Genomic DNA, 16,745 nt, shown 5'->3' with positions numbered 1-16,745 from the left:
CGTGGCGATCAGGCGGCGGTTCACCATTCTCGGCTGCGCCTCGTCCCCCGGGGTTCCGCGCATCAACGGGGACTGGGGCGCTTGCGACCCGGCAAACCCGAAAAACCGCAGAACCCGTGCCGCGCTCCTTGTCGAGCAGATCGGTCATGACGGTGGGATCACCACTGTGGTCCTCGACACCGGACCGGATTTCCGCGAGCAGATGATCGCCGCCGGCGTTCAACGCTTGGACGCCGTCATCTACACCCACGCCCACGCCGACCATCTGCATGGCATCGATGATGTGCGCGGCTATTTTCACGCCCAACGCGAGCGTATTCCGATCCACGCGGATGCATTCACGATGGAGCGCATCCGCATGGGCTTCGGCTATTGCCTGGAAACCCCCGTCGGGAGCAACTATCCGCCAATCGTGGCCCCGCATCTCATCGAAACGCCCGACACGCCGGTGACGATTTCCGGGGCAGGTGGGTCGATCACTTTCAATCCGATCCTGCAGGTTCATGGGGATATCAAGTCGCTCGGCTTCCGGGTCGGAGACTTTGCCTATTGCAGCGATGTCAGCGATTTCCCTGAAGCTTCGCATGCGAAACTGAAGGGCCTCGACACGCTCGTCATCGACTGCCTGCAATATCGCTTCCACCCGAGCCATCTCTCGCTGGAGCAGGCGCTTTCGTGGATCGAGCGCTTTGCGCCACGCCACGCAATACTGACCCACATGCATATCCCGCTCGACTACGAGACAGTGATGGCGGAAACGCCGGCGCATGTGGAACCCGCCTATGACGGGCTCCGGGTGGAATACGATGTGACCGGAACGGTCAGCGGGTGAAATAGGGCGCGAGGTTCTTGCGCACGCGCTCCAGAACCGGCGCGTCGACCGTCGCTGGATCGAAGGCCTTGCCGGTGATCGCTTCGAAGGCCTTCATGTAGACAGCCGACGTTTCTCGGATCAGTTCCGCCGGAATTTCCGGAATGTCGTCCTTGTAGGGGTCGCAGCGCTCGTTGACCCAGGCGCGTACGAAATCCTTGTCGAAGCTCTCCGGACGCTCGCCTGACTCGAAGCGAGCCGGATAGCTTTCGGCGATCCAGTAGCGGCTCGAATCCGGCGTATGGATCTCGTCGGCGAGAATGATCTTGCCGGTCTCATCCGTTCCGAATTCGTACTTCGTATCGACGAGGATCAACCCTCGCTCGGCCGCAATCTGCTGACCACGCGCGAAGAGCTTCAGCGCGTAATCCTTCAGCATAGACCATTGTTCAGCGGTCAGCAAACCGCGGCTGACGATCTCGTCCGGCGTCAGCGGCTCGTCATGACCGCCATCGAACGCCTTGCTGGTCGGCGTGATGATGGCTTCCGGAAGCTTCTGATTTGGCTTCAGGCCGTCTGGGAGTGCGATGCCGTACATCTCCCGCTGACCGGCTTTGTAGAGTGTCAGGATCGACGTGCTGGTTGTTCCGGCGAGATAGCCGCGCACGACGATTTCGACGGGCAGGATATCGAGGCGCTTGCCGATGACGACATTCGGATCGGGGTAGTCGATCACATGGTTCGGGCAGATGTCTTTCGTCTTGTCAAACCAGTAGCGCGCGATCTGCGTGAGGATCTGGCCCTTGTAGGGAATGCAGGTCAGGATACGGTCGAAGGCGCTCAGCCGGTCCGTCGCGATGATGACTCGGCGGTCGCCGGGAAGATCGTAATTCTCCCGCACCTTGCCCTTGTAGTGGTTCGGCAGTTCGGGGATCGTGGCGTCGGCGAGGACGGGCATGTCGGCCATGGGAAATCTTCCGGATTGTCGCCGGCATGCCGGCAGATATTGACATGCGGGTAGCCGATGAAGCACCCGCGCTTCTTCTCCGCTCTAATGTTGCGGCAGCGTGAGCGCAAGCCTGATCGTGTAAGTCCTGATGCTCAATGTCACTTCAACAGCGTCCTACCGAATGCGGACCTCGCGCGCTTCCAACCATCAGCCCACACGCGTCTGCAGTTCCATCGCCCCCATCGGCGCGTTTACTTTTCCCCCCGTGATAAAATAGGCAAACACATCGCGCGGCCCAGGCGAAGGCGCATCACCAGGCGCAAGCTCGGGCAGATCCTTCGGCAATAGACCAGCAGCGTAGGATTTCAGTTTGGTTGCCCATGACCCCAAAGCGTCATCGGTATAGCAGTGCGGATTGTCGTCCTCGCCCTTTTGCAGACGCAGATAGACGAACGCGCCCGTGATGTCGGCGATCATCGGATACTCCGCATGATCGGCGACCACGCAGGCCGTCCTGTGTTTCCTCAAGAGAGCGACAAATTCCGGCACCACGAAAGACGGATGCCGGACTTCTACAACATGCTGCAATCGGACACCGTCCTGTTCCTGCGGAAGCAGCGACAGAAATGCGCCGAAGTCCTCCGGATCGAACTGCTTGGTCGGCATGAACTGCCAGAGAATGGGCCCGAGCTTCGGTCCGAGCTCCGTGATCCCGGAGGTCACGAACTTCATAACCGACTCTCCGCCCTCGGCGAGCACCCGCCGGTTCGTGCAGAAACGGCTTGCCTTCAGCGAGAACACGAAACCTTCCGGCGTGTCCGCAGCCCACTTGGCGAAGGTCGCCGGCTTCTGGCTTGAATAATAGGTGCCGTTGACTTCGATAGCGCGCAGCTTGCTGCTGGCGTAAGACAGTTCATCCTTCGCCTTCAGCTTCTCTGGATAGAAATGGTTCTTCCACGCATCGAAGGTCCAGCCGCCAATGCCCGTGCGGATCGTTCCGGTCTCAGTCATTGGCAGATGCTCCTTCGCCTACTCGGCCGCCTGGTTACGCCGAACCGGCCGGCGCGCCAGCAGTTCCTTGAGGAAGTGGCCGGTATGAGAGGCCTCGACCTTCACGATATCCTCCGGCGTGCCTTCCGCAACGATGCGCCCGCCGCCATCGCCGCCTTCAGGACCGAAATCCAGAATCCAGTCGGCCGTTTTGATGACCTCCAGATTGTGCTCGATGACGATGACCGAATTGCCTTGGTTGACCAGTTCGTGCAGCATTTCCAGAAGCTTGGCGACATCGTGGAAATGCAGGCCCGTCGTCGGCTCGTCAAGAATGTAAAGCGTGCGGCCCGTCGAGCGCTTCGACAATTCCTTGGCAAGCTTGACGCGCTGCGCCTCGCCGCCCGAGAGCGTATTCGCCTGCTGGCCGACCTTGATGTAGCCGAGGCCGACATCGAACAGCGCCTGCAGCTTGTCGCGCACCGACGGTACGGCGCTGAAGAATTCGACGCCTTCCTCGACCGTCATGTCCAGCACGTCGGCAATCGATTTGCCCTTGAAATGGACATCCAGAGTCTCGCGATTATAGCGCTTGCCGTGGCAGACATCGCAGGTGACATAGACGTCCGGCAGGAAGTGCATCTCGATCTTGATCACGCCGTCGCCCTGACAGGCCTCGCAACGGCCGCCCTTGACGTTGAAGGAGAAGCGGCCCGGCTGATAGCCGCGCGCCTTCGCCTCCGGCAGACCGGCAAACCAGTCGCGGATCGGTGTGAAGGCGCCCGTATAGGTCGCCGGGTTGGAGCGCGGCGTGCGGCCGATCGGCGACTGGTCGATATCGATCACCTTGTCGATATGCTCGAAGCCGTCGATGCGGTCATGCTCGGCGGGATGTTCGCGCGCCCCCATGATGCGCCGCGCCGCTGCCTTGTAGAGCGTCTCGATCAGGAAGGTGGACTTGCCACCGCCAGATACGCCTGACACCGCCGTGAAGACGCCAAGCGGGATCGATGCGGTGATGTCCTTCAGATTGTTGCCACGCGCGCCGTGAACCTTGATTTCCTTGCCCTTCTTCGGCTTGCGCCGCGTTTCGGGCACGGCAACTCCCAGTTCGCCTGTCAGGTATTTGCCGGTCAATGACTTCGGGCTGGCCATGATGTCGGCCGGCGTCCCTTGCGCAATAACCTGTCCGCCATGAATACCGGCCGCCGGTCCGATATCGACGACATAATCGGCCGTCAGGATCGCATCCTCGTCATGCTCCACGACGATGACGGTATTCCCGATATCGCGCAGGTGCTTCAGCGTATCGAGGAGACGCGCATTATCGCGCTGGTGCAGACCGATCGACGGCTCGTCGAGCACATAGAGCACGCCCGTCAGCCCGGACCCGATCTGCGAGGCAAGCCGGATGCGCTGGCTTTCGCCGCCCGAGAGAGTGCCCGAACTGCGCGACATGCTCAGATATTCAAGGCCGACGTCATTGAGAAAGCGCAGGCGCTCGCGGATCTCCTTCAAAATCCGCACCGCAATTTCGTTCTGCTTCGCCGTCAGATGTGCCGGGAGATCCTCGAACCAGTTGCGGGCATTGCGGATGGACATCTGGGTGACGTCACCGATATGCAAACCGGCAATCTTCACGGCCAGCGCCTCGGGCTTGAGGCGGAAGCCGCCGCAGGCCGGGCAGGGGCTGTCGGCCATGAAGCGCTCGATTTCTTCACGCGCCCAGGCGCTGTCGGTTTCCTTCCAGCGACGTTCCAGATTGGTCACCACGCCCTCGAAGGTCTTCTCGGTCGTATAGGCGCGCGAGCCGTCCTTGTACTCGAACTTGATCTTGTCCTTCGTGCCGAAGAGTATCGCCTTCTGCGCCTCCTCCGGCAGGTCCGACCATTTCTGCCCGAGCTTGAAGCCGTAATGCTTGCCAAGCGCGTCGAGCGTCTGCCCGTAATAGGGCGAGGAAGACTTCGCCCAGGGCGCAATCGCGCCGTCGCGCAGCGTACGGTGCGGCTCCGGCACGATCAGCATAGGATCGATCTTCTGCTGGAAACCGAGTCCGTCACAGGTTGGGCAGGCACCGAATGGATTGTTGAATGAGAACAGACGCGGCTCGATTTCCGGGATCGTGAAACCGGAAACGGGGCAGGCGAATTTCTCTGAGAAAAGAACACGTTCGTGCGTTTCGTTGAGAGATTTGTTTGCCGAACCACCGGCCGATGTTTCCTCCGGCGGCAGGGGTTTGTCGGCAAACTCCGCAATCGCCAGACCATCCGCGAGCTTCAGGCAGGTCTCGAGGCTGTCGGCCAGACGCGAAGCCATGTCCGCGCGCACGACGGCGCGGTCAACGACGACGTCGATATCGTGCTTGTACTTCTTGTCGAGCGCCGGCGCGTCGGCGATTTCGTAGAACTGTCCGTCGATCTTGACGCGCTGGAAGCCCTTTTTCATAAGCTCCGCCAGTTCCTTCTTGTACTCGCCCTTGCGCCCGCGCACCATCGGCGCAAGGATGTAAAGGCGGGTGCCTTCGGGAAATGCCAGAATGCGGTCGACCATCTGGCTGACCGTCTGGCTCTCGATGGGCAGACCGGTGGCCGGCGAATAGGGCACGCCGGCGCGCGCGAAGAGCAGGCGCATGTAGTCGTAGATTTCCGTGACCGTGCCGACCGTCGAGCGCGGGTTGCGCGACGTCGTCTTCTGCTCAATGGAGATGGCCGGCGAGAGACCGTCGATCTGGTCGACATCCGGCTTCTGCATCATTTCGAGGAACTGGCGCGCATAGGCCGACAGGCTTTCTACATAGCGTCGCTGGCCCTCCGCATAGATCGTGTCGAAGGCAAGCGACGACTTGCCGGAGCCGGACAGCCCTGTCATCACGATCAGCTTGTTGCGCGGCAGATCGAGGTCGATCCCCTTCAGATTGTGCTCGCGCGCGCCGCGAATGGAAATCGTCTTCAGTTCACTCATGGGATCCACCGGCTAGAAGGGGAGATGATGCCTTATGCCGAATTTACGGCGGGCCTGTCGAGGCAGATCAGACGCCCTCGCGCCGCCTTGCCCCAAACTCATGTCCCAAATCTGTTGACAATCATTAACAACTTCAATAGAACAAATAAAGAACATTTTCGTTGGGAGGCGATTTATTCGGCCAGGATGATAAAGGGCAACACCCTGACAGTTCGTGGCATCATGTGTGCGCGAGAGGGAAATGAGTTGTGGATTGGCTTTGTCGGCGCAGGCAAAGCCAGTCGGCAGGGTTTAAGGTGACAAATCTTTCGGGCAGACGGCCCGACATCGATCTTTAAAACAGGGTTTGGTAGCATGGCTGGCAGCGTGAACAAGGTTATTCTCATCGGCAATGTAGGAGCCGATCCCGAAATTCGTCGCACGCAGGACGGCCGTCCGATCGCCAACTTGCGGATTGCGACGTCGGAACAGTGGCGCGACCGCACCTCCGGCGAACGCAAGGAAAAGACGGAATGGCACAGCGTCGTCGTCTTTAATGAAGGCCTCTGCAAGGTGGTCGAGCAATATGTGAAGAAGGGCGCCAAGCTCTACATCGAGGGCGCGCTCCAGACCCGCAAGTGGCAGGACCAGAACGGCAACGACCGCTATTCGACGGAAGTTGTGCTCCAGGGCTTCAACTCGACGCTGACCATGCTGGACGGACGTGGCGAAGGTGGCGGGCGCAGCCAGGGTGGCGATTTCGGCGGTGATTACGGCGGTGGCAACGACTACCCTTCGTCCGCACCCGCGCCGCGCAGCAGCAGCGGCGGTCGCGGCTCTTCGCAGCCAGCCGGTAACTTCTCGCGCGATATGGATGACGACATTCCGTTCTGATTGCGTCTGAACGGAATTTTTTTGGAAAGGAAGGCAATTGGCGCAGCGCATTTCCAATGTCGCGTTGATCGTTCGTGATTACGACGAAGCGATTGCCTTTTATTGCGGTGTCCTCGGCTTCGAGTTGCAGGAGGACACCGATCAGCCGGAGCAGGACAAGCGCTGGGTGGTGGTACGGCCGCGCGATGTCGCCGGCAACAGCGGCACCGGGATCGTGCTGGCGAAGCCGTCGAATGCCGGGCAGGAGCCCTTCATCGGCCAGCAGGGCGGCGGCCGGGTCTTCATGTTTCTGGCGACCGACGACTTCGACCGCGACTTCGCGGACTACCGTTCCAAGGGTGTTGCCTTCGTGCGGGAGCCGCAGGTCATGCCCTATGGCAAAGTGGCGGTCTTTTCAGACCTCTACGGCAATCTCTGGGATCTTGTGCAGTTTGCGGACGGTCATCCGCTGGCTGTGGTTGGCCGCTGAAGCCGGTTACAGGACCGACTTCAGGCCGTCGATGACGAACTGCACGGAAAGTGCCGCCAGCAGCACGCCGAGAAGGCGCGTCAGAATCGCCCGGCCTGAACGTCCGAGGAATCGGTCGATGCGGCTTGCCACGGTGAGCGAGACCAGTACGAGAAATATGCAGATGCCGATCACGCCGATCAGTTCGACCCGATCGACGGCTGTGTGAAACGACCCGGCGAGCAGGATCGTCGCCGAGATCGCGCCGGGACCGGCAATCAGGGGCAGGGCGAGTGGGAATACCGAGAGATTGTGCACATGATCCTCGACCACGGCCGTCTCCGAGGTCTTCTGCTTGCGCGCCTCCCGCCGGTCGAAGATCATCTCGAAGGAAATCGCGAAGAGCAGCAGGCCGCCTGCGATGCGGAACGCGCCGATCGATATTCCCATCGTGCTGAGGATGGCCTCTCCGGCGATGGCGAAAACGGCGAGGATGCCGAAGGCGATGAGCGTGCCGCGAAGGGCCGTGCGGCGGCGTTCCAGATCGGTCATGCCGTGCGTGAGACCGAGGAAGATGGGCGCAAGTCCAGGGGGATCGATGGTGACGACCAGCGTCGTGAACGCGTTGACCAGTTGCTCATATCCCGCCATCTCATCCCCCTTTTGGCCATTTCGCCCGGCGCGGCGCAGCCTTTGCGCCGACAGTGATCTGAGTTTGTCGAAAGTTTCAAGCTTTTCCGCAAAATCGGCGCAAAACCTGTTGAGAACGGCCCCGAAAATTGGCGGTTGGCGGCGCTTTCCGCTATAAAAAACCACTGATTCCGAACAGAGATTGTGACCGAATTGACAGCGCAAATGACACCCGGCGGCAGGGGCCCGAGCGAGATCGAGCCCATTTCCATCATCGAAGAAATGCAGCGTTCCTATCTCGATTACGCGATGAGCGTGATCGTGAGCCGCGCGCTGCCCGACGTGCGCGATGGCATGAAGCCCGTGCATCGACGCATCCTTTACGGCATGTCCGAGCTGGGCGTTGACTGGAACAAGAAATACGTCAAATGCGCCCGCGTCACCGGCGACGTCATGGGTAAATATCACCCGCATGGTGACGCCGCGATCTACGATGCGCTCGCCCGCATGGCGCAGGACTGGTCGCTCCGCCTGCCGCTCATCGACGGTCAGGGCAATTTCGGCTCGGTTGATGGCGATCCGCCGGCGGCCCAGCGCTACACCGAGTGCCGCCTGGAAAAGGTGGCGCATTCGCTGCTCGACGATCTCGACAAGGACACGGTCGATTTCCGCGACAACTATGACGGCACGCTTTCCGAGCCGGTCGTCATTCCGGCCAAGTTCCCGAACCTGCTGGTCAACGGTGCCGGTGGCATCGCGGTCGGCATGGCGACGAACATCCCGCCGCATAACCTGTCCGAAGTCATCAACGGCTGCATCGCCGTGATGGACAATCCGGCCATCGAGCTTCTCCAACTCATGGAACATATCCCGGGTCCCGACTTCCCGACGGGTGCCCTTATCCTCGGTCGTGCCGGCATCCGCTCGGCCTACGAGACGGGCAGGGGTTCAGTCATCATGCGCGGCCGCGCCCGTATCGAACCGATGCGCGGCGACCGTGAGCAGATCATCATCACCGAGATCCCGTATCAGGTGAACAAGTCGACGATGATCGAGAAGATGGCCGAACTCGTACGCGAAAAGCGCGTCGAGGGCGTTTCCGACATCCGCGACGAGTCCGACCGCGAGGGCTATCGCGTCGTCATCGAGCTGAAGCGCGATGCCAATGCCGAGGTCATTCTCAACCAGTTCTACCGTTACACGCCGCTGCAGACCTCATTCGGCTGCAACATGGTGGCGCTGAATGGCGGCAAGCCGGAGCAGATGATCCTCATCGACATGCTGAAGGCCTTCGTGTCCTTCCGCGAAGAGGTCGTCAGCCGCCGCACCAAGTTCCTGCTGCGCAAGGCGCGCGACCGTGCCCACGTCTTGGTCGGTCTTGCGATTGCGGTTGCCAATATCGACGAGATCATCAACCTCATCCGCCGCGCACCCGACCCGCAGACGGCGCGCGAACAGTTGATGGAACGCCGCTGGCCGGCCCATGACGTCGAGTCGCTCATCCGGCTGATCGACGACCCGCGCCACAAGATCAACGAGGACCTGACCTATAATCTCTCCGAAGAGCAGGCCCGCGCGATCCTCGAACTGCGTCTGGCCCGCCTGACGGCCCTTGGTCGCGATGAAATCGGCGACGAACTGAACAAGATCGGCGACGAAATCACCGATTATCTCGACATCCTGTCGTCGCGCCTGCGCATCCAGACCATCGTCAAGGACGAGCTGATCGCCATCCGTGACGAATTCGGCACGCCGCGCCGCTCCGAGATCGTCGAAGGCGGTCCGGACATGGAAGACGAGGACCTGATTGCCCGCGAGGACATGGTCGTCACTGTCAGCCATAGCGGTTATATCAAGCGTGTGCCGCTGACCACCTATCGCGCCCAGCGACGCGGCGGCAAGGGCCGCTCCGGCATGGCAACGCGCGACGAGGATTTCGTTACTCGGCTCTTTGTGGCGAACACGCATACGCCGGTTCTGTTCTTCTCCTCGCGTGGCATCGTCTACAAGGAAAAGGTCTGGCGCCTGCCCATCGGCACGCCGCAATCGCGCGGCAAGGCCATGATCAATATGCTGCCGCTGGAACCCGGCGAACGCATCACGACGATCATGCCGCTGCCCGAGGACGAGACGACCTGGGAAAACCTCGACGTCATGTTCGCCACGACCCGTGGCACGGTTCGCCGCAACAAGCTCGGCGATTTCGTTCAGGTCAACCGCAACGGCAAGATTGCCATGAAGTTTGACGAAGAGGGTGATGAAATCCTCTCGGTCGAAACCTGCACCGAGCACGACGACGTGCTGCTGACCACGGCGCTCGGCCAGGCGATCCGCTTCCCCGTCGATGACGTGCGCGTCTTTGCGGGCCGCAACTCCATCGGCGTGCGCGGCATGACGATGGCCGAGGGCGACAGCCTGATCTCGATGACGATCCTCAGCCATGTCGACGCCGATCCGGCGGAACGCGCGGCCTATCTCAAGCGCTCGGCCGCCGAACGGCGCGCCATGGGTGTTGACGAAGAGGAGATCGCGCTGGTCGGCGAGGAAGCAGGCGAGATCACCGAACTGCCGGAAGAGCGTTATCAGGAACTGAAGGCGCGCGAACAGTTCGTGCTGACAGTCTCTGAACGTGGCTTCGGCAAGCGCTCCTCGTCCTACGACTTCCGCATTTCGGGCCGCGGGGGCAAGGGCATCCGCGCCACCGACACGTCCAAGACCGGCGAAATCGGCGTTCTCGTCGCTGCCTTCCCCGTCGAGGAAGCGGACCAGATCATGCTCGTCTCCGATGGCGGCCAGCTGATCCGCGTGCCGGTCAACGGCATCCGCATTGCCAGCCGCGCCACCAAGGGCGTCACAATCTTCTCGACCGCAGCCGACGAAAAGGTCGTTTCGGTCGAGCGCATCAGCGAGCCGGAAGGCGACGATGAAGTGGAAGCTTTGGCTGATGGTGGAGCTGAGGCAGGCGAGGGCGGTGAAGCGCCCTTGGGAAGCGCCGAATGATAAAAACGGGTTGTTCGCGGTGGGCGAGCAACCCAAACAACGACAGTGGGATCGCTTGCAAGTTTGTCAAACGGTCTCACGATCGCAATGAAGGCCGGCTAGCGTCACGCGCTACCGGCCTTTTTCGTTCAAACTTTGCGACGAGGCGTATCGCTCTTGCCAAGGCGAGCCTTGCTCACCAAATGAGCTTCATCGTTCAACAGGGAGAACAGACATGCGCCTGCTGATTGCCCTGATCCTGCCCTGGCTTACCTTCTTCACCATCGGCAGACCCATTGCCGGGATCATTTGTCTGATCCTCCAGATCACGCTGATCGGCTGGCTGCCGGCTGCGATCTGGGCTGTTTATGCGCTGGGGCAGTACAATACGGACAAGAAGATCGAGAAGGCGCTGGGGCAGCGGGGCTGATTCTCTCGACCCAACGCGGTGCTCAGACATGCCGAAATGACAAAGGCCGGCGGGAAGCTGGCCTTCGAACTTTTGGAGGCAAGGGCTCGGATCAGCCTTCCTCGCCACCTTCGTCGTTCGCTAATTGCAGGATCGCGCCTGCCAGCGTTTCCGGCATTTGCGCGCCCGAAACGCCATATTTGCCGTCGAGGATGAAGAACGGCACACCGGATACACCCATTTTCTGTGCGGCTTCAATTTCGCCCAGAACATCGTCCTTGTCTGCGTCGCTTTCCAGTAGCTTGGCAATCACGTCGCCATCCATGCCGGCTTCGCGGGCGATTTCGACGAGCACCTTGTGGTCGCCGACATTGCGGCCTTCCTTGAAATTGGCCTTGAAGAGCATGTCCGCGACCTTGTTCTGGATGTCGCGGCCGTGCTGAAGCGCCCAGTGAAGGAGGCGGTGTGCGTTGAGCGTATTCGGACCGACCTTGATCGCGTCGAAATCATATTCGATGCCGGCTTCCTTGCCGTACTGGGCGATCTGCGCATGCGCGCTGTCGACCTTGTCCTTGCCGCCGAACTTGGAAGCGAGCCACGCCTGATGGTCGATGCCTTCGGCCGGGATGTCGGGGTTAAGCCGATAGGGCCGCCATGTGATGGCGACATCGGCCTGGCCTGCGGTCATGGCCAGCGCCTGTTCGAGCCGCGCCTTGCCGAGATAGCACCACGGGCAAACGACGTCGGAGACGATATCGATGGAAACTGTTCTCAAAGTGGGTTCCTTTCGCAGGACAAAGCAAATTGGGCTGAGCCTATAGCGGCTTTTCATCCCGAATGGCACAAAAACGAGGAAACAGTGTGTTTCCGGTTTGGCCGCCTATTTCGCTCTGGCTGTTTCGTCCCACCACGCCGGTAGTGAATAGCCGTAAAGCGGCGTCAATTGCGGGTGCGACAGGTTCTTTCTGTGCGCCACCCATTGCTGGGCGACGTGGTAGAGCGGAATGACGTAGTACCGTGACAGCAGGACACGGTCGAGCGCTCTCACGGCGGCCACGAAGCCCTCCTGATCGCGTGCGCTCACAATCGCAGTCAGGATGCGATCGATGCCGGGATCGGCAACGCCGGCAAAACTGTCGGTGCCAGTCACATCGCGGCTTTGGGATCCCCAGCGGTTGACCTGCTCCAGTCCCGGCGACAGCGAGGACGAGAAGGATTTGATGATGATGTCAAAGTCGAAGGATTGGCTGCGCTGCTGATAGGAACTGTCATCAACGCTCCGCACCGATGCTGCAACGCCGATTGCCGAGAGGAATCGCTGATAGGCCAGAGCGATTTTTTCCTGATCGGGGTTCTGCGTCATGATCTCGAAGGAAAGCTGATGGCCGCTCGTGTCCAGCATTTTGCCGTCACGGATCGTGTAGCCTGCGTCCTTCAGCAGCCCGACCGCACGCTGCAGAACTTTGCGGTCGCGTCCGGACCCGTCCGTGACGGGCAGCTTGTAGGTGCCGTCGAGGAATTCAGGCGCGATGTCTTTTTTCATGTCGCCGATCAGGGCGAGTTCTTCGGGGCTCGCTGGTTTTCCGAAACTCGACAATTCGGAGTTCTGCCAGAAGCTTTGTGTTCGTTGATAGACCTCGCCAAAGAGATTGCGATCAATCCACTCGAAATCGAAGGCAAGCGTGAGAGCCTCGCGGACGCGAATATCCTGAAACAAAGGTCGGCGCGTATTGAAGACGAAGCCGAACATGCCCGATGGCAGCTTGGGCTTGAACTCCTCCCGCACGACATCGCCGTTGCGCACGGCCGGAAAATCGTAGGAATCGCGCCAGTGTGTGGGGCTTGCGTCCGGATATATATCGACATCGCCCTTCTTGAACGCTTCGAAAAGCGTCTGATCCTGTAGATAGTAGTTGATCGTGATACGGTCATAATTTGCAAGGCCGCGCATGCTGGGGAGATCGTTGCCCCAATATTTGGGATTGCGTTTGTAGACGATCTTCTCGCCGGGGCTCACGCGATCGAACAGATACGGCCCGGAGCCGATCATTTGCGTCAGGCCCGATTGCTCAAATTTTTCTGGGTCGATCGCGTGCTTGGGCAGGACTGGTGAAAGGGCGAGCAGGAGCGGAAACTCACGGTCGGCATCCTTGGTGAAGGTGAAACGGACGCTGTTGTCAACGACCTTCTCCATCTTCGCGACCTTCTTCAGCCGGTTGGAGAAAGGTGGACGGCCATGATCGCGCAGGAGCTCGAATGTGAAGATAACATCGTCCGCCGTGACGGGCATGCCATCCGACCAGCGCGCCCGCGAATCGAGGTTGAACTGGATATACGTCCGGTCGTCGTCCATCTCGACCGACTTGGCGAGAAGTCCGTAAAGCGTGAAAGGTTCGTCTGCAGAACGCAACATCAGCGGTTCGAAGACCAGGCTCCCGTATTGAGGATCCCAAAGCCCCCTGGCCGTGGTGCGCATGCCTTTCAGGACAAAGGGGTTGAGACTGTCAAACGTGCCGACGACGCCATAGGTCACCGAGCCGCCCTCTGGTGCCTTTGGGTCCGCATAGGGAAAATGGTCGAAATCCGCGGGGAGGGCCGGCTGCCCGTGCATGGCGATGGCGTGTACGGGCTCTGCGTGTACCGGGGTTCCCGCAAGACCAAAAGTAGCCGCAAGTATCAAGGCAGCAATTGCGAGCAGTGATTTCAAAGGCTGGCCCTCCCGCAGGTCATCGATTCGCGGGCAAGGTTACCACGCAATAGGCCAAAAACGCGGCCCGCCCCGTATCAAAGCCCCAAAATTCCGATTGCGGGGCTGGAAAAACGACAATCACTTCTGTAACAGGAAGTGGAATTGCGCGGGCCATTCAAATGCCTTATTTGGCCCACAGACACCGCGACGAGATTGGAACGAGCCGGGCGCAGGACGCCGGAGCTTGTGGAACGATGACACCGGGAGACCAAAACCGAATGAATATCTCACTGAAGAAGTTCGCCGCTGCTGCTGTCGGCAGCCTGTCGCTGCTGGTAGCCGGCACTGCCGTCAACGCACAGGATGCAGCACCGGAAGGCGCACCGCAGGCTCTTCCGCAGGGCTGGTTCAAGGTCTGCACCAAGCAGGAAGACAATGACGTCTGCATCGTGCAGAACCTTCAGCAGGCTGCAAACGGCCAGCTTCTGACAGCTGTTGGCCTCATCACGGTTTCCGGCAAGGTCAACCGCAAGCTCATCCAGGTTTCGGTTCCGTCTGCTCGCGCTATCGCACCGGGCATCCTGATGCAGATCGACGGCGGCAAGGGCCAGAAGCTCGACTACGCAGTTTGCATGCCCGACAAGTGCATCGCAGAAGCCCCGCTGACCGACGGCCTGATCGCCGCTCTCAAGAAGGGCAACGAAGTGGTCTTCACCTCGATCAACTTCCAGCGCGCCCCAAACCCGATCAAGATCGCTCTTGAAGGCTTCGGCACGTCCTTCGACGGCGCCCCGGTCGAGCAGTCCAAGCTCGAAGAAACCCAGCGCGCCCTGCAGGAAAAGACCCTGAAGGAAGCCGAAGCACGCCGAAAGAAGCTGGAAGACGCCCAGAAGGCTGCCACGCAGAATCCGAAGTAAGATTCAGCCGTTTCATGCGAATAAGCCCGGAACACGTTCCGGGCTTTTTTGTTTGTGTGAGGAACAGAGCGCCGGTGGGTGCTCATGGTTCACGTCAATGTGCGACGATGGCCTTCGGCTTGTAATGCCCCGGATCGGCTGCCTCGAAGATCTGTGTGATCTGCGGGTGCCTCAGCGGCATGCCGCTTTCGTCCGCCACGAGGTTCTGCTCGGAGACATAGGCGACATATTCCGTCTCGTCATTCTCCGCCAGGAGATGATAGAACGGCTGTTCGCGCGTGGGACGCACTTCCGCAGGAATGGAATTCCACCATTCCTCGGTATTGGCATATTCGGGATCGACATCAAAGATCACGCCGCGGAACGGAAAGATCCGATGACGCACAACCTGACCGATCTGATACTTCGCGATACCTTGTTTCATTGTCATATTCCTTTCACAGGAATATTTGGTGCAAATTTCCCAAAGCGCAAGAGGGGAGGCGTTGCCGCAGCGCAACACCCGGTTTGCATGCCATATTTTAACCCGGACTGTGGATACTGCCCCGGTTTTGAATCGGAGCGCGATGATGAAGACGGCCAATCTGGCACCGCGTTCGGCGGTGATACCCCCACGGGCCGACATGCTACAACTTGCCGAAGTCGTCAATGCGCTGAGTGCCGCGCTCGACATGACGGATGGTCAGCCCGTCGGCCACAGCGCGCGCTGCTGCTGGATCGGCATGCATATCGGAGAACGAATTGGCCTCGATGCCGCCGAGCTGCACGATCTCTACTACATGCTCTTTCTGAAGGACCTGGGTTGCAGCAGCAACGCCGCACGCATCTGCCAGCTCTATGTGACGAACGATCACGACTTCAAGCGCAATTCCAAGCTGATGGATCACAGCCTCGGCCAGGTCCTGCATTTCGTGGCAACCAACACCGCGGTCAAATCCGGACTTGCAACCAAGCTTAAGACGATCCTGAACATTGCGAGAAGCGCCGGCAACATCACGCGCGACCTGATCGAGACACGCTGCGAGCGCGGAGCCGAAATTGCCCGCACCATGCGCTTTCCTGAAAGCATCGCCCGCGGCATTCTCGACCTTGACGAACACTGGGACGGCCGCGGCCATCCGCTGGGGCGCAAGGAAACCGACATTTCCCAGCTGGCGCGCATCGCGCTTCTGGCGCAGGTCATTGATGTCTTTCATATCACCAGCGGTCGAGAGGCTGCGGTGAACGAGATCCGCAGGCGGGCAGGGACGTGGTTCGACCCTCAGCTCGTCGCTCTTTTCGAAATTCTGGCGAGCGACCTGACCTTCTGGGCGGTTCTGGAAGGCCCCGACATCGAGGCGCAGGTCTTCGCGCTCGAGCCCGCAGCCAATCGCACCCCGCTGGATGACGATCTGCTGGATGACATAGCCGATGGCTTTGCGCAGGTGGTGGATGCCAAGAGCCCGTTTACGAGTGGCCACAGCAAACGCGTAGCGCTCTATAGCGACATGATCGCAGGAGAACTCGGCATGGAGGCGACCCGCAAGCGCTGGCTGGTGCGCGGCGCGCTTCTGCATGACATCGGAAAGCTCGGCATTTCCAACGAGATCCTCGACAAGGCCGGCAAGCTGGATGAAGAGGAATGGCGCGCCATGAAGAACCATCCGGTGCTTGGCGAGCATATCCTGTCGAAGATCGACGCATTCTCCGGAATCGCATCGATCGCCATGAACCATCATGAGAAACTGAACGGCAAAGGCTATCCGCACGGCATCGGTGCCGACGAACTCGACCTCGAAACCCGCATCGTCACCGTGGCGGACATATTCGACGCACTGAGCGCGGATCGCCCGTACCGCGCCGCCATGCCTACGTCCAGGGCTCTGTCGATCATGAAGGAAGAAGTCGGGACAGCACTGGACATCGACTGCTTCGATGCATTGGCATCGGCCATTGGGCGGCTCGAAAGCGCCAAGGAATCTGCGCAGGATACGGGATCTGAGGAACAGACCGAGACGTCCGCACAGCGATCAGCGGCTCTATGAAGTGGAGTGACTGCATGGGGTCTGGAGTGACCGCATAGGCTTATGAGGATGCCGTGCCGTACATC

At 60.1% G+C, this 16,745-nt stretch carries 15 protein-coding genes; 8 read left to right on the top strand and 7 right to left on the bottom strand.

What is annotated here, in order from left to right; translation table 11 throughout:
- Position 1: 1 nt before the first annotated feature.
- Positions 2-832, top strand: coding sequence for an MBL fold metallo-hydrolase (locus ABID16_RS04830; RefSeq protein WP_354555203.1), 831 nt, complete (start codon positions 2-4; stop codon positions 830-832).
- Here ABID16_RS04830 and ABID16_RS04825 read toward each other — a convergent pair.
- The 3 genes from ABID16_RS04825 to uvrA form a co-directional block, all read right to left on the bottom strand.
- Positions 822-1,769 carry a phosphoribosylaminoimidazolesuccinocarboxamide synthase gene (locus tag ABID16_RS04825; protein WP_354555900.1) on the bottom strand — a complete coding sequence of 316 codons (948 nt, stop codon included), beginning with the start codon at positions 1,767-1,769 and terminating at the stop codon, positions 822-824. The genes ABID16_RS04830 and ABID16_RS04825 overlap by 11 nt on opposite strands.
- Positions 1,770-1,967: 198 nt before the next feature.
- On the bottom strand, positions 1,968-2,771 hold the full coding sequence (locus ABID16_RS04820) for a DUF72 domain-containing protein (protein WP_354555202.1): 804 nt from the start codon (positions 2,769-2,771) through the stop codon (positions 1,968-1,970).
- An 18-nt stretch (positions 2,772-2,789) separates the two neighbouring features.
- The gene (uvrA, locus tag ABID16_RS04815; RefSeq protein WP_354555201.1) at positions 2,790-5,711 is read right to left on the bottom strand and encodes an excinuclease ABC subunit UvrA; all 2,922 of its coding nucleotides are present in this window, start codon (positions 5,709-5,711) and stop codon (positions 2,790-2,792) included.
- 24 nt (positions 5,712-5,735) lie between these two features.
- On the opposite strand from uvrA, the gene ABID16_RS04810 reads away from it, so the two are divergent.
- From ABID16_RS04810 to ABID16_RS04800, 3 genes are read left to right on the top strand one after another with little or no spacing between them, the layout of a single operon-like run.
- A complete protein-coding gene (locus ABID16_RS04810; protein WP_354555200.1) occupies positions 5,736-6,011 on the top strand; it encodes a hypothetical protein in 276 nt (91 codons plus the stop codon).
- A 54-nt stretch (positions 6,012-6,065) separates the two neighbouring features.
- Positions 6,066-6,584 carry a single-stranded DNA-binding protein gene (locus ABID16_RS04805; protein WP_354555199.1) on the top strand — a complete coding sequence of 173 codons (519 nt, stop codon included), beginning with the start codon at positions 6,066-6,068 and terminating at the stop codon, positions 6,582-6,584.
- A gap of 37 nt (positions 6,585-6,621) precedes the next feature.
- A complete protein-coding gene (locus tag ABID16_RS04800; RefSeq protein ID WP_354555198.1) occupies positions 6,622-7,053 on the top strand; it encodes a VOC family protein in 432 nt (143 codons plus the stop codon).
- Positions 7,054-7,059: 6 nt separating this feature from the next.
- Here ABID16_RS04800 and ABID16_RS04795 read toward each other — a convergent pair whose 3' ends face one another.
- Positions 7,060-7,683, bottom strand: coding sequence for a MarC family protein (locus tag ABID16_RS04795; protein WP_354555197.1), 624 nt, complete (start codon positions 7,681-7,683; stop codon positions 7,060-7,062).
- Between the two features lie 192 nt (positions 7,684-7,875).
- On the opposite strand from ABID16_RS04795, the gene gyrA reads away from it, so the two are divergent.
- Positions 7,876-10,662, top strand: a complete 2,787-nt coding sequence (gene gyrA, locus ABID16_RS04790; RefSeq protein WP_435532386.1) for a DNA gyrase subunit A — start codon at positions 7,876-7,878, stop codon at positions 10,660-10,662.
- Between the two features lie 214 nt (positions 10,663-10,876).
- Complete coding sequence (locus ABID16_RS04785; protein WP_112627362.1) at positions 10,877-11,071, top strand: YqaE/Pmp3 family membrane protein; 195 nt, start codon at positions 10,877-10,879, stop codon at positions 11,069-11,071.
- Positions 11,072-11,162: 91 nt separating this feature from the next.
- On the opposite strand, the gene ABID16_RS04780 is transcribed toward ABID16_RS04785, so the two are convergent.
- Positions 11,163-11,825, bottom strand: a complete 663-nt coding sequence (locus ABID16_RS04780; RefSeq protein WP_354555196.1) for a DsbA family oxidoreductase — start codon at positions 11,823-11,825, stop codon at positions 11,163-11,165.
- A 105-nt stretch (positions 11,826-11,930) separates the two neighbouring features.
- On the bottom strand, positions 11,931-13,739 hold the full coding sequence (locus ABID16_RS04775) for an extracellular solute-binding protein (RefSeq protein ID WP_435532385.1): 1,809 nt from the start codon (positions 13,737-13,739) through the stop codon (positions 11,931-11,933).
- A 278-nt stretch (positions 13,740-14,017) separates the two neighbouring features.
- On the opposite strand from ABID16_RS04775, the gene ABID16_RS04770 reads away from it, so the two are divergent.
- Complete coding sequence (locus ABID16_RS04770; protein ID WP_230826624.1) at positions 14,018-14,656, top strand: invasion associated locus B family protein; 639 nt, start codon at positions 14,018-14,020, stop codon at positions 14,654-14,656.
- A 94-nt stretch (positions 14,657-14,750) separates the two neighbouring features.
- Here the strand turns inward: ABID16_RS04770 and hspQ are convergent, their stop codons facing one another.
- Positions 14,751-15,080: a heat shock protein HspQ gene (gene hspQ / locus ABID16_RS04765; RefSeq protein WP_112627632.1), complete on the bottom strand. Its 330-nt coding sequence runs from the start codon at positions 15,078-15,080 to the stop codon at positions 14,751-14,753.
- 145 nt (positions 15,081-15,225) lie between these two features.
- On the opposite strand from hspQ, the gene ABID16_RS04760 reads away from it, so the two are divergent.
- Complete coding sequence (locus tag ABID16_RS04760) at positions 15,226-16,680, top strand: HD-GYP domain-containing protein (protein WP_354555194.1); 1,455 nt, start codon at positions 15,226-15,228, stop codon at positions 16,678-16,680.
- The last annotated feature ends 65 nt before the right edge of the window (positions 16,681-16,745 follow it).

Origin of the sequence: Limnomicrobium aquaticum, assembly GCF_040545545.1 — a bacterium.
GTDB lineage: Bacteria > Pseudomonadota > Alphaproteobacteria > Rhizobiales > Rhizobiaceae > Ensifer_A > Ensifer_A aquaticum.
Note: the sequence above shows the minus strand (reverse complement) of the source record. Positions and strands in the feature narration are given on the sequence as shown.